The following is a 15,736-nucleotide window of genomic DNA, read 5'->3' on the forward strand; positions in this document are numbered from 1 at the left end:
AGAAGAAAAAATTAGTATAGGCGGGGGCGGAGCGAGTGTTACACGTGGATTAGCTTAGACAAGTTCATGCGGTGTTTGGACTGCCCATGATATTGTTGATCAGTTGAAAAACGGTATGAAAAGGAGTGTATTTGAACCGGTGTTAGTACAAAATTCGGTTTTTAGTACGTATGAAAGCAAAGAAGTAAAAACGGCTGCTCAAACGAGCAGCCGTTTTTATTATCGAAAAGAAAACCCTAGGCTAGGCCTAGGGTTCTAAAAAGCTTACAGCATGGTATTAAAAAAACTCCCCTGTGGTGCTAAAATATTTTTGGTTCGCCAACCAAAATATCAGCATACGGAGGAGTTTTTATGTCTAAAAAAGACACTAATAGTTTAGCACATACAACTTGGAATTGTAAGTATCATATCGTATTTGCACCGAAGTATAGAAGACAAGTGATTTATGGGAAAATTAAAAAAGACATTGGAGAAATACTACGTACCTTGTGCGAAAGAAAAGGTGTGGAGATTATCGAAGCAACAGCGTGTAAAGACCACGTACATATGTTGGTAAGTATTCCGCCTAAGATCAGTGTCTCTTCATTTGTAGGATATTTAAAAGGAAAAAGCAGTTTAATGATCTTTGATCGTCACGCAAATTTAAAATATAGATACGGAAACCGAAAATTTTGGTGTACAGGATATTATGTGGATACCGTTGGGAGAAATAAGAAGGTGATAGAAGAATATATACGCAATCAAATACAAGATGATATAGTCGCAGAACAATTAAGTATGATGGAATACATCGATCCATTTACAGGTGAAGAGGTAAAGAAAAAGAAACGAAAGTAAGGAGGAGGCCTTTGAGGTCTGGCCAGTAGAAGTAGTACAACTGGCGAACCATTCAGTAGCCCTTTAGGGTTTGGTCAGTAACAAAGGCTTCCAGCCGTAGAGCAAACCACCCGTTATCACGGGTGGTTTTGACTTTTTTCGCTGCCGACGTATCTCCCATGATCAACACTTATGTACAACATTTCCGAGGAAAGAAATGCAATGCTATATCATATTATTTACTAAAGGTTATTTCAATTTTTTGGAAGGTTGAATCACAAGGCAAATGACCAGGTAGTTGAGGACAGAAGGCTGGTTGAAGCTGCACAAGTGTGCGTTTCAATCAGCCTTCTGAAATGAATAGTAAAAGGAAATCAACAAGCTGCTTTATTCTCTTTGGTTTACGAAGGAATAGACATTGCTCTTTTTAATTCGTCAATTCATCAGAAAAAGAGGGGAGAGAAAGAAGTGGAGCAGTATAAAGAACGCATTCACCAATGGTTACTCGATAATCGCTCAAGGGGAACGCGGATTTTAAAGCGCCTTGTACAGGAAGCAAGCGTTCAGGGAGCAGAAAAATATGCGCAAGCTTTGATTGTGGAAAAGTTAAGGCAGCTTGGTCTGCCTATTGATATTTGGACACCTAATACTCGCCAGCTGCAGCAGCTGGCAGGAGTATCTGCAACGAGGATGTCTTTTCAAGATAGCCCAAATGTTGCAGCGGTGTTAAAGGGGACGGGGGGAGGGCGTTCCATCATATTAAACGGACATGTTGATGTTGTCCCTGAGGGAGATGAAAGTTCATGGACGTATGATGCTTACAGTGCATACATTAAAGAGGGAAAATTGTACGGGCGGGGATCCAGTGATATGAAAGGGGGACAGACGGCACTATTGTTGGCGATAGAGGCCATAATATCACTGGGAATTTCTTTGAAGGGAGATCTTATTTTTCAAAGCGTCATTGAAGGGGAAGGTGTCGGAGCAGGTACGGCTGCCTGTCTATTAAGAGGATATCAAGCGGACGCAGCTCTTATTCCGGAACCGACGAATATGCAAATGGTTTTGAAACAACAAGGTTCGATGTGGTTTCGAATTAAGGTGAAAGGACCATGCGGACATGGCAGGATAAGTGTTGAAGGGAAAAATGTCATTGAGAAGGCAGTTATGGTCATTGACCATTTGCGTGAACTTGACAAGGTACGAAATCGCCGCCTTCAAGGTTCTTTATCCAAAGGAACAGTGATGCCAACTTCGATCACAATCGGGAAAATCGGGGGAGGCACATGGCCCTCTTCTTTTATGGATACGGTGACGCTTGAAGGAAGAATGGGAGTGGGATTGGGGGAAACGTTACTAAAAGCGCGCCATGAAATGGAGGAGTGGCTTGGTGCACTGCAAGAAATACATCCTTGTTTTGAGGAACATTCTGTTGTGTTGGAGTGGTTTGGAGTTGAATGCCAGCCTTGTGAAGTCGATTCAGGTCACGAATTGGTCAAGGTTTTAACAACTCAATATAAGCTCGTTAAAAGAGAGGAACTAGGTATAGGAATTTCTACATGCGGAACAGACGGGAGCATTTTAAGCAATATAGGGCATATTCCCGTCATTTTATTTGGTCCAGGGAAAGCGGAAGCGGCCCATTTTCCGGATGAATATATTGAATTGGATCATGTATTCGAAGCAGCGGAAATTATCGCTTTGACAGTGATAAACTGGTGCGGCACAGCTGATGAATAGAACAAAAGGGCTGTCCCATAAGCCTCTGATAAATCATAAAAACCGATTTTTACTGAAAGGTCCCGTCACATAGGCCCTTTGTTTTACAGGATTTTCATGACGGGACCTTTCAGGAGGATGACCGAAAAGGGCTGTATTTTGCCCTTTTCGGTCATCCTCTTCGATAAAAACCAATATTCACTTTATAAGTTAAGAATAATCTCTTTCGTCCTTATTTTGGTGCTTTAATAAGTCCCGAATTTCCGCCAGCAATTCCTGGTCTTTTGTAAGGGGCGGGACAGATGGGGCGGATGGTTCTTCTGCTTCTTTCCGCTGCAGTTTTTGGTAAAAGCGGACAAAAAGAAAAACAGAAAACGCGATGATGAAAAAGTCGACGACGGTCTGTAAAAAAGCTCCGTATTTAACCACGGCATCTCCGACTGTTACGCTTAAAGTGGAAAAGTCAATCCCGCCAAGCAGCAGACCGACAAGCGGCATAATCAAATCATTCACAAGCGATGTTACGATTTTCCCGAATGCCGCTCCGATAATCACACCGACTGCCAAATCAATCACATTTCCTTTTACAGCAAATTTCTTAAATTCTTGCCACATTATCAATACCTCCGAACATAGTGAGAATAAGTATGGATATACCTTTCTATTATATAGGAACAAGCGGTGACTTCAAGTTTTGCCCTTTCCTCGCTTCACCTGATTATTTTTCAACAATGGCATGTATGCTTGTTATAAACTCCCCTTTTTCAATATAAATATAGATATAATCATTTCTTTTAACAAATTCAGCATGTAAAAAAGCAATAACCATTCTTTTACTGAACGGTTATTGCCTGCCAGAGGAAGAACAATGAAGCCATTGCCTTAAAGAAAAAGAATAGCAAATTTCTTTATTCACACATATAAAGGTAATAAGCGCCCTGGGCATTTATGTTTCCAAGGCTTTAAGGAGGCGGTTTCATTGCAGCATGGTATATACAAACCAAAACGCCATTGGAAGGAAGTGGAGCTTTGGAGAAATGTGAGTGAAAACCAATGGAATGATTGGATTTGGCAATTGACCAACACGATTAGAACTCTCGATGATTTAAAAAAAGTGATTCATTTGACACCAGAAGAGGAAGAGGGAGTCAAAATATCCATCAAAACGATCCCGCTTAATATTACCCCGTATTATGCTTCATTAATGAATCCGGATGATCCTCGCTGCCCGATCAGGATGCAGTCTGTACCCGTTGGAAAAGAAATTTATAAAACGAAGTACGATTTAGAAGACCCTCTCCATGAAGATGAAGATTCTCCCGTGCCAGGTTTAACGCACCGATATCCTGACCGTGTACTATTTTTAGTTACGAATCAATGTTCGATGTATTGTCGTTATTGCACACGAAGACGCTTTTCCGGACAGATTGGAATGGGTGTACCGAAAAAGCAGTTGGATGAAGCTATTTCATATATCAGTCAAACACCGGAAGTCCGTGATGTCCTGATTTCTGGAGGTGACGGATTATTGATTAACGATCAAATTTTAGAATATATTTTAAAAAATTTACGAGCCATTCCGCATGTAGAAATTATCCGAATCGGCACAAGGGCCCCTGTCGTCTTTCCGCAGCGCATCACTGAAAATTTATGCAACATTTTAAAAAAATATCACCCTGTTTGGTTAAATACCCATTTTAATACGTCAATTGAAATTACAGAGGAAGCGAAACAGGCATGTGAGCGATTGGTAAATGCCGGTGTTCCGGTAGGGAATCAAGCCGTGATCCTGGCAGGTATAAATGACAGTGTGGCGATTATGAAGCAATTGATGCATGATTTAGTGAAAATTCGCGTGCGCCCTTATTATATTTATCAGTGCGATTTGTCAGAGGGCATCAGTCATTTCCGTGCGCCCATCGCCAAAGGTTTAGAGATTATGGAAGGATTGCGCGGACATACGTCTGGCTATGCAGTACCTACATTTGTAGTCGATGCGCCTGGGGGAGGCGGGAAAATTGCCCTTCAGCCCAATTATGTGATTTCCCAAAGTGCTGATAAAGTCGTACTTCGTAATTTTGAAGGGGTGATTACGGCTTATCCGGAGCCTCAGAACTATATATCAGGAAGAGCAGATGATTATTTTAAAACGATTTATCCAAATATGGAAGAAAAAAGGTCACGAACAGGCATTTCAGGTATTATGACCGACGATGCATTCAATCTAGTACCAGAAGGGCTGCAAAGATTGAAACGCCGCGAAGTATATGAGCGTGATCCGGAGCATGCCACATTAAAACAGAAACGAGAAAAACGTGATGAATTGAAAGAAAAGAAGTACCAGGCGCAAATAAAAAAGGAAGAGCAAAAGAAAAAGGAAGAGGATAATGAACAACCATCGTCTTAAGAGGAGGCGGCAAGATGGAGTGTTTATGGTGTGAAGAAGAAGGGGCAGAAACTTTTTTGAACACCGTGTACTGGGAGCTCCCTGACGGTTCGCGGAGTATTGAATTAAAAAATGTGCCATCAGTAAAATGCAGAGCATGCGGCGTAGATTATCAAGAGGAAGACATTATCGAAAAAATTGAAACACAGCTCCTGTTAGTGGAAACGAAACAACTGCCATCTTCCGTGAATTACGAAGATTTCATAAAAATGCCAAGATGCCTCAAGAAAAACTATTTAAAGTAAAGCTGGATAACTGGATCAAGATATGAAAGAAGGATGGCGGAAAAGGCCATCCTTTTTATGGGATGCTGCATATTATTTATTCACTGTTTGATAAAGGGCTTGATATGCTTCGTACAATTTGTTGGTAAGCGGACGGTCTGCCGGTAATACCGTGTCATCGATTTGGGTAATCGGCATGATTTCGACTGATGTGCTTGTAAAAAACGCTTCATCAGCTGATAGGAAAAACTCAACATCCATATCTTTTTCGACAACAGAAATTCCAAGCTTTTGAGCACATGTGATAACGGCTGCTCTTGTAATGCCATGAAGAATCTTTTTAGTGGCAGGAGTAGTGTATAGTATGCCGTCCTTTACGGCAAATACGTTACTGCTCGAGCCTTCCGTTACCTTTCCGTCTCGAACAAGAACCGCTTCATCATGACCATTGGTGACAGCTTTTTGCTTAGCAATAACATTCGGCAGCAAATTCAATGATTTAATGAAACAGTTGGCCCAGCGCTCATCTTCGAGTAAAGTGACGGATACGCCATCCTCTCGTTTTTCAGAAGAAAACTGCTTTGCTTGGCGAATGGTCATGGCAAATTGGGCAGGGACATCCGGGAAAATATGGTTGCGAGGGGCAATGCCTCTTGTAATTTGAATATATATTTCCGCTTCGTTGATTCCGGATTTTTGCAGACCTTCAGCTGTAATTGCTTTTAGTTCATCACGTGTGAGCGGCATATTTAAAAGGATTTCTTTTGCGCTCATTTCAAGACGATCCAGATGTTCTTCCAACATGAATGGTTTCCCGTTATACACTCGAATCACTTCATATACGCCATCACCAAATTGATGCCCGCGTTCTTGAATGGGAATGACTTTCTCGTCAATATCAATAAATGTTCCCCCGTAGTAAGCGACTTCCATATTTTTCTCCTCTTTTCTATAATTTGAGTATCCTGATGATTGGCTTAATTAATCAAGCTCTTATAAAGTAAGTCATTTTCTTGCAAAGAAGATGGATGAAAATACAGAACAAATTTATCATATATTTTAAAAAAATAAAATATTTTTATTTTCTGCCGTTTTGTTAAGAGTTCTGAAGGACTTGCCGTAAAACAAAGGGGATGACATCTGTCATCCCCTTTGTTTTACGGCAAGGTTCGTTTGAAAGCCATCGACAGTTTTGTCAGGCTGTTTTTTGGAATCATAAATTTCACGAGCAACTTAAAGGCGACTAAACCATAGTCAACGAGCTTGCTGCCTGTCAATAAAGTCACAAGGACCGCGATGATGGTCAACAGAATGAAATCCCATGACGTATGAAGACCTTTGGCATATTCAGTCGTGAAAAACCATTTTAAAATAAAGCCATGAAGCAAGTATACGTACAAGGAACGCTGCCCGATATCCGTAAACATCAAAGGCTTAGATGGTATTAAAGCCATGAAAGCAAAGGATACTAGAATGGAAATGGCGTATTGTCCGGCACGAATGAAAAATTCTCCGTGATTGTTATATGTGTTCGTTCCATACAACATATCTGTGTATACTGTATCTTGAAGAAAATAATAAGATCCGATGAGCGTCAATAACAGCACGGCTGCAGAAATGCTTCTTCCTTTTGGATTTAGTAGCTTTTTAAAAGGATTTTTTATTTGGGATAAATAGTAGCCCAATAAGAAAAAAGGGAAAAAGACAAGCATACGGCTAATACTCAATACTTTTTCGAATCCTTCCAAATTCACATACCCTACTCCAAGACCTAATCCCAATGAGATACTCATTCCAAGCCACATCGGCCAGCGGGCAAAAATCGGAAGCATCAATTTCCAAAACATCAAGCTCAGCAAGAACCACATTGCCCATCTTGGAACAAAATACTGCAAATCAAAACTTTGATCATCGTAAATAGCATTGTAGTAAAATGTATAGATGGTTTGGAAAATTAAATATGGTACCAATACTTTGGTGAGAATCTTTTTATAATAGCCTTTCTTTCTGAAATTCTTTGAAAAATATCCTGCCAGTAAAATAAAGACAGGCATATGAAAAATGAAGATAAAATGATAAAGAGACAAAACTTGGTCATTGCTCGTTCGGTAAGGTGAAATCGTATGGCCGAACACCACAAGGAAAATCAAGATAAATTTAGCGTTATCAAAATATGCATTTCGTGTATTCATAATAGTCATTTATTACCTCGAAGGTTAAAAATGTAAACCTCCTTTTTTAAACTTTTTTTACTCGTATCATTTTGTTAAGCCTGACAAAAAGTATAGCCATAACGATTATATAATATAACGCGAAGACGCAGTTTTGTCCAATGTATCTTTTGTGAGCGCAGCATTCTTAAGAATGTTGTTGTACCAATTGGTAGAGACGATATAGAAGAGGAAGGGCATCCGTAAGTTCCTAATAAATGTTATCCATTTTTAATGGCTTTGTAACGATTGAAATGAAGAAGGAACGAAGTGAAAAATAAACCTTTGAAACCGCTCTCGATTAGGTGGGGAATAAAAAAATTTTTCTCGTGTCACTAAATAGATGTATAGTATATAGTTTAAAATAAAAAGCTATTTTCTCAAGAATGGGTTGCCTGCGTTTCAAAACAAAAAGTAACAATTTTTTTTCAGAAAATAGTCCAAATAATAAATGGCTCGTAGTAACATGGAAGAAAAATGAGGAGAGATACACATGAAGTCATTTTACCACTACATGATGAAACATCGGCATAATCAAAAAGGAGACCCGATAGGAGAACTTGCACGGGGGGCATATGAAGATCACAGTTTTCCAAAGTCCTCAACCGATTATCATGAACTCAGCTCCTATTTGGAAATGAACGGATATTATTTGGAGAGCATGTCCGTTTTTGATCAAGCATGGGATATGTACAAAAATGAACAGTAGATGTTAACTAACATAGCTATTGTAAAAAAAGGATGTTTGGCAAGCCTTGCATTTTGGGCTTTCCGGACATCCTCTTTCTATGCACTTTTCTCTTTGTTGTTATGGCGATTTTTCGTTTGCTGCATATACTATGGTAACTTCTTTAGTATACGTTTATGGCTGCGAAGGGGGTGCACTGATGGCGAAAGGAAAAAAACCAAAATTTAAGATTGGTGATACAGTTGTCATTACAATATACGGAACAGTAGGCACCATTACGGATATTAAAATAATGGATGGAAAATTTGTCTATGAAATTAATGAAAATGATGGACTCTTCTTAGAACATACCATTCAACTTTTAGAAGATTATAAGGGTAAGATTTTACTACAAGAGAGAGTGGAAATCGAATATCAGTTTTTCTTTGGTGATATTGTGCAAGTATCCAATTATGGGGAAGATTTGTTTAAAATCATCGGCATCCGCACTGAAATATGGCGCTATCATGAAGATGCATGGGAAGATGTCGTGTATGAACTTTCGAGAGTTAGTGATGGAGAATGGTTAGAAGCTAGCGAAGAAGAGTTAATTCTTGTCGCTCCGCACGATAAAGCGGAAAAATATCTTCAAAGTGTCGGGATTTTGTACTTAGGAAAAGAAATCAAGAAAACGGAGCTGCTGCCAACCATGAAAAAAGCTAATGAACATCAAAAAGATCGAGATCGTATGGTTAAAGAGAGAAGTGAAATCATAAATGGATTGTTGGATGTGTACAACGATTATCAGACGCTGTATAACATGTTCCAGGATGATGAATATTTAGAAGTGATGAATCTTGTATTGAAACATTTAAAAAAGATGACCGACCAATCAAAAAAAGATACGCAGTCATGAAAAGAAAAATTGAAACAATAAATAAATAGTAAATGGGCAGGCAATCCCGTATAAAAGAATATGCAACGTCTTTTCCAGCCATTCATCAATCGCGTCGTGATCTAGAAGATATGCAATGAGTGACATGATGGATTGGTTTTCTTTTTTTTCCTCAAAGCGTGCAGGTTCTTGCAAGGCCACTTTCTTTTCTATTAATCTCATTGTTCATTCCCCCGAAATTAATTGTTTTACTAGAATCTATGAAACAATTGATAGGGTTTAGAACTAAAAAAGGACAAGTTATGTAAAGGAAACTTCGATCAGTGGGAGTTTTCTTCCATCCTCCACTTAAGCTTCTCCGATGATTAAAGTAGGGTCTTACTGCCCGTTAATGCGAGATAAAATGTTCACTATGTTTTAGACATACATTACGGATTTTTAACATACATCTTAATAAAGGGGTGATGTTGTGAAAGAAATCGAAGTAGTGATCGATACGGAAGAAATCGCAGAGTTCTTTTACAATGAACTAGTGAAACGAGGGTTTGTACCATCAGAATACGAATTGGAAGAACTGGCGGACATTACCTTCGATTATTTGCTTGAAAAATGCATCATCGATGAAGAAGCAGAACCAGATCAGGATTAATGAAAAAGAAAGCAACGACGAGGGTGACTCGTCGTTTTGTTTTTTAAAGGGGCAAGAATGCAGACAGACTGTCTTTTAGGAGTAAGAGTAATTGAAGTCCTTTAAAATAGTCCTCTGTTATATCCGTTTTTCCGGGAGAGGGGACTGCAAACCAACTTTTACATAGCTCTTTATCGAGAAACCAATCAGAACGATCAACAAATGTATGGTCCACATGATTCCAGGCCATGTGAAGGGACGGGCTGTAAATTTGACGGGTACGTTCCTTTTTTGAGGTGAAAAAACAAGGGGCATAATCGCTGTCGGAGAAGAAGGCACTAACTTATTTTTCTCAAAGAATACATGTTGCAATACATCGTATTCTTCAGAAGTTATGATTCATTCTTCAGCTTACTCTTTTGATTTGGGAAACAGGGATTGAAGTGGAGATAAAAAGGATTTGAGTACGTACAGTAACCTCTCCTTCTTAACTCATAACGGTAAAAAAATTTTGAAGGAAAAGCATAAAAATGAAACTTTCGAAAAAAATGCGCGTATATTTACATACAGACAATCAATGAACCACTATTGAAAAAAGTTCATTATAACGGAAAGAGGGAAAATATGATTAAAAAAATTTTGAAATCCATTCTTGGAGGCCATGGGCACTATAGCAGCAGCGATTATAAAAGACATTATTCACATAAAAAGGCCCGTCACTACAGCAGCAGTGATTACAAGAGGCATCATTCCTATAAAAAAACACCGCATCACGGGAGCTACGGTCACCATCATTACAAGAGAAAACATAAAAGCGGCAGCTTCTTTTCAAGCTTTTTCAGCAGTTAATGCAAGATGATGAATCATTTGATCGAACGAACCTATGCCGCCGTGGTCGACCGTCCTTTGAAAAAGGGAACGGTCGTCGCGGGAAAATATATGGTCAAGCAAGTACTGGGAATGGGCAGCTACGGAATTTCTTATATAGTCGTCGATTTAATCCATAATCGCGATGTGGTGCTGAAGCAGGCCAGGAAAACGAAAATGAAGTTGGCGAAAGGGAAAAAAGCATTCGAGTATGAAGCGAAATTGCTTCGCGCTCTTTCCCATCCGAGCATTCCATCTTTGCATGAAGTTATCCAAAATCAACAAGGACATTTTATCGTGATGGACTATATGAAGGGAATGAACTTCGAAGATTTGATTTTTCGGGAAGGAAAAACATTTTCTGAAAGAGAAGCACTACATATTGTTCTAAGCATCTTACACATTACAGCTTATTTCCATAAACAAGGAATCGTTCATCGTGATTTGCGAATTCCGAACATTTTAAGGTCAGATAATGATATTTTCATCATTGATTTCGGGCTGGCCCGCTTTTTACATGATGAACCAGAGGAAATAGAAGAAGGATGGATAGAAAAAGAGCTGATGAGAGCGGTCAATGTTCAAAGTGATATGTATGCACTCGGCCATTTTATGTTATTTTTGCTTTATTCAAGCTATGAAACCAAGTCCATGGTGGAACGAAGCTGGGAAGAAGAGCTGAATTTATCTCGGGATTTAACGAATATCATTCGAAAAATGCTGCAGCTGGATTCCCCATACGATAAGGTCGATTCACTTATACAAGATATTACTCATTATTTAAAAGCGATATAAAGATTGGGAGGAAATTCGATGGCATTATTTAATAAAGTATTGGCGCAAATCGGGATTGGAGCAGCGACCGTTGATACAAAACTCGTTAAAGCTCAATTAACAGCAGGTGAAAAGATTGAAGGGACAATAGAAGTATATGGAGGGAATACGGATCAAAACATTGACTGCATTTATTTGCGTTTGTACACGACCTATGTTCGGGAAGTAGACGATAAAAAAATAAAAGAGAATATCGTATTGAACAGTTTTAAAATCAATGATCCGTTTACAATCCAGCCTGGAGAAACAAAAGCCATTCCATTCGCCTTTGATTTGCCAATCGATACACCTGTTACGATGGGGAATACCCGTGTTTGGGTAACGACAGGCCTTGATATTAAAAATGCAATTGATCCACGTGATATTGATTACGTGGAAGTGCTGCCGAATCCGATTATCCACGCTTCTATCAATGCCATGAGTGAAATTGGGTTTCGCCTTCGCCAAGTAGAGTGTGAAGAAGCACCTCATCGCCTTCGCCGCCGTTTGCCATTTATGCAGGAATTTGAATTTGTCCCGACAAGAGGGGCCTTCTATGGTCAATTAGATGAAGTCGAGTTAACCTTCTTGCCGGATGGTCCCAATCGTTTTGAAGTGTTTATGGAAGTGGACCGACGCGCCCGAGGCATAGCTGGTTTGTTTGCCGAAGCGCTTGACATGGATGAGTCGATTGTACGCTTTCATGTAACGGACCAAGAGATTCCCAAATTAAAGCAGATGTTTCAAGATGTGATTCAACGATACAGCTAAAGGGCTTCCGCATAATTCTCATGCTTTCACACATATTAAAAGTACGAGAAAGGAGGAGAATATATGGCACATAAACATAGCAACCAAACCCAACAAAAAGCAATTATAAAATCACATAGAACCCAACCGGAGTTCTCGAATGAATTTGTAGCCAATCAGGCTCCAAAAAGCGGGCATTATAAAACATCAACTGAAAAATAATAAAAAGAGGGTGATTCAAAAGGTCTGCTTTTCAGACCTTTTGAATCACCCTCCTGAAAGGGACCCGTCATGAAAATCCAGTAAAATCAAGGATTATGTGACGGGTCCCTTTCAGTGAAAAATCATTTTTAAGGCCCTTATCCCTTATTATTGTTTGATAAAGTCTATTCCGAAGAAAGCGTGTGTTACATATGAAACGACAACATATCTTATTTCTTATCATTCCTATTATCTTGTTCTTATTTCTTGCTTTTATGTATAAGACAGCCCTTATTGAGAGGCTGGACTTAGCCATCACACTTGCTATGATGGACATGAGGACAAATGGCTGGACTTCATTTTTTATCCTGATAACAAATATTGGATCATGGACGGTGACAGCGCCTGTCTGGTTTATTTTGTGCGCCCTCTTACTGATGGTTCGTAAAGGAGGGACAGCTCTTTTTCTGACCATCGTGTTTTGGGGCTCCAGAACGTTAAACTGGTTCTTGAAGGAAGTGTTTGGCCGCGCTCGTCCAGACATTGATCAGCTCGTTCATGCGGCGCATTACAGTTTTCCGAGCGGACATGCCATGAACTCGATGGCTTTTTATGGTGCACTTTTATTGCTTGGTACATTATTTACAAGGGCAAAACCAGCTTTGAGCAGAGCCATCGCTATCTTCTTAATGGGACTCATTTTGTTCATTGGAGCAAGTCGGATTTATTTAGGCGTACATTATTTTACGGATATATTGGCAGGGTACAGTGCAGGATTGGCCTTGGTGTATGGCTTGTATCGGCTGTTTCGACAAAAATTATCATAAAAACAGGGTTAAAAAGAAGGTGGGGGGGATATATAACATTAGAGCATCAGAAGGAGGCAATCATCATGATTCAATCATTTAGAACGCTGTTTATGAACCGGCTGCATATGCAAATGACCAAATCGCAATCGGCGGAGATTGTTCAACTTAGTCACGAAATGCAGGCAAAGCCATTTCACGAACAAATTCGAATGTTATTTGCACAAATCCCAAGGTTTTACAGACATGTCCATACGGAGTTGCTTACGGTTTTAAGTGAAACATTGGGATATGCTTCTGAGACATTTGTTTTACAGTCTTTACAGGAGCTGGGATATTCCCCGGTAAGGAAACCATCTATGTTATGCGGTCCCCGCTTTTATCAATTGAACCCTGACGGAGAACTGGAGTTATTTGCAGACTTATCGATTACATGCGCAAAGGGAAATGTTTTATTTATTTCCGTCCGTTGCACGAAATACGATTTAATTTGCGATTCCAGCCTGCGCCTTATTTGTGAGCATGTCCGACAAAGGCTAATGAAGCAATTAAATAAATATGAACATGCAGCAGAAAACCCAAAGGCAGGTTGACATTTGTCTTTGGGTTTTTTAATTAATTTTCTAATTCGACAAAACCTATGGCAATTTGATAAAGGAATCGACAAGGAGTACTTCGAATTATTGTAACTAAAGTATAGTCTAAAAAGGTGGGACAAGGGGGAAGAGAGATGTTCAACAGGCTGATGGATGTGAAAAAAGTTGTAAAGCGAGTAACGGCATATGATGTAACCATTATGCAAACGCCAAATAAAGGAGAAGATAAAGGGTATCGCCAAGTGTACCGTCTATCAATTTTAGCGTCATGTCATAAGGAAACGGTACATAAAATATTTCGGATGTTCAATGTTGCAGACACTCTTCCAGAAGATTTCAATGCAAGATATATTAGTACAGGAGACATTCTTTTAATTGATGAGGGAACAAGAGGTCAATTTTATTATAAGCTGCTGCCGGGAGGATGGAAACTCATTAACCGGATGCACGTTCGATGATCGAGTGAATCCTTGTAAATCGTTTGATGTACAAGCCTTCAACAAACTCCTTAATGATTTTTGCTGAAGGCTTGTACAAAAACTTTTATGCCGCATTAACGGGCAGTAAGACCCCACTTCAAAGTTTAGAGTCATCGGAGAAGCTTAAGTGGGGGATAAAGGAAACCCCTACTGATGGAAGTTTCCTTTATATACTAATTCAACTACATGACATAATCCTTAGTAGTCCTTGCCGTTATGGCCTGGACCATTTTTGCGTTTCACGGCGCTGTATTCTTTGCCATGGGCCTCTTGCTCGGCAATGATGGCTTCTGGCGGAATGTGATTATTTTTCTTTGGTGCATTGATGCGGTTACGATGTTTTTTTCCCATATATATATCACCTTTTATTATAATTTTTTATCCGATTTGGACGTTACTGGCTTATTTCTAGATCTTGATTTTGGGTTAGTTTCATTTGCGTGTTGAACGGCTTGAGCCAGCTTTTTGCTCATTTGTTGGTTTGCCATGGTTCATCACCTCTTTCGTTAAATAGCATGGCCTTTTTTTGATGAAATAGACAACCCAGATTCTGCAAGCATCTTTAAATATGGGCGGATGATTTACAATAAGTAATGAAAAACATGGTGTTCGGCAAAGCTATATTTGTCACAGTGGATTTTAGTCGAAATGCGATTTCCACTGCTTTCTCCGCTTTCCGCTTTTGTCTAGCTGCGAAAGCCAAACCGTACGGATGTTTCACTTCTTCCTGCGGAGTCAAAAAGCGACTCCTTCTCAGAAGCTGTAACATCCTATCGGTTTAAACGGCTTTCTCCGCTTTCCGCTTTTGTGGTATAGTGAAATGGCAGTAAATATTAGCTTAGGAGGAAAAAAATGAGCGTACATATTGGAGCAAAAATGGGTGATATTGCTGAAACGATTTTATTGCCGGGAGATCCGCTTCGTGCGAAATATATTGCTGAAACTTTTTTAGAAAACCCTGCTTGTTATAATGAAGTTCGAGGCATGCTTGGCTTCACGGGTACATATAAAGGAAAACGTGTTTCTGTTCAAGGAACAGGGATGGGAGTTCCTTCGATTTCAATCTATGTAAATGAATTGATTCAAAGTTATAATGTTCAAAACTTAATTCGTGTCGGGACGTGTGGAGCGATTCAAAAAGATGTAAATGTTCGCGATGTTATTTTAGCAATGACTTCATCAACGGATTCGCAAATGAACCGCATCGCATTTGGCGGTATTGATTATGCGCCGACGGCAAGTTTTGATTTATTAAAGAAAGCATATGATGCAGGAACAGAAAAAGGCTTAAATTTAAAAGTAGGAAATGTGTTTACGGCCGATCAATTTTACAATGAGGATTCCCAATTTGAAAAGTTGGCGCGTTACGGTGTGCTGGCTGTTGAAATGGAAACGACTGCTCTTTATACACTAGCTGCTAAATTTGGGCGAAATGCATTATCTGTATTAACCGTCAGCGATCATATTTTAACCGGCGAAGAAACGACGGCAGAAGAGCGTCAAACCACATTTAACGAAATGATTGAAGTCGCGCTTGAAGCTTCAGTTAAATAAACGGAAAAAAGCTATTGAGAAAGTTTTCTCAATAGCTTTTTTGGGTATGTAAGCTTTAACGATAT

At 39.5% G+C, this 15,736-nt stretch carries 21 protein-coding genes; 15 read left to right on the plus strand and 6 right to left on the minus strand.

Annotation, left to right across the window (positions count from 1 at the left end):
• Positions 1–351 precede the first annotated feature (351 nt).
• Together tnpA and BK575_RS07180 are read left to right on the plus strand one after the other, a co-directional pair.
• Positions 352–837: an IS200/IS605 family transposase gene (gene tnpA / locus BK575_RS07175; protein ID WP_078409725.1), complete on the plus strand. Its 486-nt coding sequence runs from the start codon at positions 352–354 to the stop codon at positions 835–837.
• A 447-nt stretch (positions 838–1,284) separates the two neighbouring features.
• The gene (locus BK575_RS07180; protein ID WP_078409727.1) at positions 1,285–2,556 is read left to right on the plus strand and encodes a peptidase; all 1,272 of its coding nucleotides are present in this window, start codon (positions 1,285–1,287) and stop codon (positions 2,554–2,556) included.
• Positions 2,557–2,745: 189 nt separating this feature from the next.
• On the opposite strand, the gene mscL is transcribed toward BK575_RS07180, so the two are convergent.
• The gene (gene mscL, locus BK575_RS07185) at positions 2,746–3,150 is read right to left on the minus strand and encodes a large conductance mechanosensitive channel protein MscL (RefSeq protein WP_078409729.1); all 405 of its coding nucleotides are present in this window, start codon (positions 3,148–3,150) and stop codon (positions 2,746–2,748) included.
• A gap of 364 nt (positions 3,151–3,514) precedes the next feature.
• Between mscL and kamA the strand changes: the two genes are divergently transcribed.
• On the plus strand, positions 3,515–4,942 hold the full coding sequence (gene kamA / locus BK575_RS07190; protein WP_078409730.1) for a lysine 2,3-aminomutase: 1,428 nt from the start codon (positions 3,515–3,517) through the stop codon (positions 4,940–4,942).
• Between the two features lie 14 nt (positions 4,943–4,956).
• A complete protein-coding gene (locus tag BK575_RS07195; protein WP_078409732.1) occupies positions 4,957–5,226 on the plus strand; it encodes a YokU family protein in 270 nt (89 codons plus the stop codon).
• Between the two features lie 72 nt (positions 5,227–5,298).
• Here the strand turns inward: BK575_RS07195 and dat are convergent, their stop codons facing one another.
• On the minus strand, positions 5,299–6,138 hold the full coding sequence (gene dat / locus BK575_RS07200) for a D-amino-acid transaminase (protein WP_078409734.1): 840 nt from the start codon (positions 6,136–6,138) through the stop codon (positions 5,299–5,301).
• Positions 6,139–6,362: 224 nt separating this feature from the next.
• Positions 6,363–7,406, minus strand: coding sequence for an acyltransferase family protein (locus BK575_RS07205; protein ID WP_235867327.1), 1,044 nt, complete (start codon positions 7,404–7,406; stop codon positions 6,363–6,365).
• Between the two features lie 502 nt (positions 7,407–7,908).
• Here BK575_RS07205 and BK575_RS07210 point away from each other — a divergent pair.
• Both BK575_RS07210 and BK575_RS07215 read left to right on the plus strand, forming a co-directional pair.
• Entirely contained in the window at positions 7,909–8,124 is a 216-nt protein-coding gene (locus BK575_RS07210) for a YozE family protein (protein ID WP_078409736.1), read from the plus strand.
• 178 nt (positions 8,125–8,302) lie between these two features.
• The gene (locus tag BK575_RS07215) at positions 8,303–8,998 is read left to right on the plus strand and encodes a hypothetical protein (RefSeq protein ID WP_078409738.1); all 696 of its coding nucleotides are present in this window, start codon (positions 8,303–8,305) and stop codon (positions 8,996–8,998) included.
• On the opposite strand, the gene BK575_RS07220 is transcribed toward BK575_RS07215, so the two are convergent.
• Complete coding sequence (locus BK575_RS07220) at positions 8,993–9,199, minus strand: hypothetical protein (protein ID WP_078409740.1); 207 nt, start codon at positions 9,197–9,199, stop codon at positions 8,993–8,995. The two genes, BK575_RS07215 and BK575_RS07220, sit on opposite strands and share 6 nt — an antisense overlap.
• Positions 9,200–9,446: 247 nt before the next feature.
• On the opposite strand from BK575_RS07220, the gene BK575_RS07225 reads away from it, so the two are divergent.
• The 8 genes from BK575_RS07225 to BK575_RS07255 all read left to right on the plus strand — a co-directional run bounded on the left by BK575_RS07225 (position 9,447) and on the right by BK575_RS07255 (position 14,096).
• Entirely contained in the window at positions 9,447–9,626 is a 180-nt protein-coding gene (locus BK575_RS07225) for a YozD family protein (RefSeq protein WP_078409742.1), read from the plus strand.
• Between the two features lie 603 nt (positions 9,627–10,229).
• The gene (locus BK575_RS07230) at positions 10,230–10,454 is read left to right on the plus strand and encodes a hypothetical protein (protein ID WP_078409744.1); all 225 of its coding nucleotides are present in this window, start codon (positions 10,230–10,232) and stop codon (positions 10,452–10,454) included.
• A 6-nt stretch (positions 10,455–10,460) separates the two neighbouring features.
• The gene (locus BK575_RS07235; RefSeq protein ID WP_078409746.1) at positions 10,461–11,267 is read left to right on the plus strand and encodes a serine/threonine protein kinase; all 807 of its coding nucleotides are present in this window, start codon (positions 10,461–10,463) and stop codon (positions 11,265–11,267) included.
• Between the two features lie 18 nt (positions 11,268–11,285).
• Positions 11,286–12,056, plus strand: coding sequence for a sporulation protein (locus BK575_RS07240; protein ID WP_078409748.1), 771 nt, complete (start codon positions 11,286–11,288; stop codon positions 12,054–12,056).
• A 63-nt stretch (positions 12,057–12,119) separates the two neighbouring features.
• A complete protein-coding gene (locus BK575_RS28395) occupies positions 12,120–12,257 on the plus strand; it encodes a hypothetical protein (protein ID WP_169907619.1) in 138 nt (45 codons plus the stop codon).
• Positions 12,258–12,448: 191 nt separating this feature from the next.
• Positions 12,449–13,063: a phosphatase PAP2 family protein gene (locus BK575_RS07245; RefSeq protein ID WP_078409750.1), complete on the plus strand. Its 615-nt coding sequence runs from the start codon at positions 12,449–12,451 to the stop codon at positions 13,061–13,063.
• Positions 13,064–13,128: 65 nt separating this feature from the next.
• Complete coding sequence (locus tag BK575_RS07250; protein WP_078409752.1) at positions 13,129–13,635, plus strand: hypothetical protein; 507 nt, start codon at positions 13,129–13,131, stop codon at positions 13,633–13,635.
• A 137-nt stretch (positions 13,636–13,772) separates the two neighbouring features.
• On the plus strand, positions 13,773–14,096 hold the full coding sequence (locus BK575_RS07255) for a YodL domain-containing protein (protein ID WP_078409754.1): 324 nt from the start codon (positions 13,773–13,775) through the stop codon (positions 14,094–14,096).
• Between the two features lie 219 nt (positions 14,097–14,315).
• Here BK575_RS07255 and BK575_RS28400 read toward each other — a convergent pair whose 3' ends face one another.
• The gene (locus tag BK575_RS28400) at positions 14,316–14,468 is read right to left on the minus strand and encodes a hypothetical protein (protein ID WP_169907621.1); all 153 of its coding nucleotides are present in this window, start codon (positions 14,466–14,468) and stop codon (positions 14,316–14,318) included.
• Positions 14,469–14,679: 211 nt separating this feature from the next.
• Positions 14,680–14,856: a hypothetical protein gene (locus BK575_RS28405; protein ID WP_169907623.1), complete on the minus strand. Its 177-nt coding sequence runs from the start codon at positions 14,854–14,856 to the stop codon at positions 14,680–14,682.
• A gap of 113 nt (positions 14,857–14,969) precedes the next feature.
• Between BK575_RS28405 and deoD the strand changes: the two genes are divergently transcribed.
• The gene (deoD, locus tag BK575_RS07260) at positions 14,970–15,671 is read left to right on the plus strand and encodes a purine-nucleoside phosphorylase (protein ID WP_078409756.1); all 702 of its coding nucleotides are present in this window, start codon (positions 14,970–14,972) and stop codon (positions 15,669–15,671) included.
• Positions 15,672–15,736: the final 65 nt, after the last annotated feature.

It is taken from the genome of Priestia abyssalis (assembly GCF_002019595.1).
GTDB classification, from domain to species: domain Bacteria; phylum Bacillota; class Bacilli; order Bacillales; family Bacillaceae_H; genus Bacillus_BA; species Bacillus_BA abyssalis.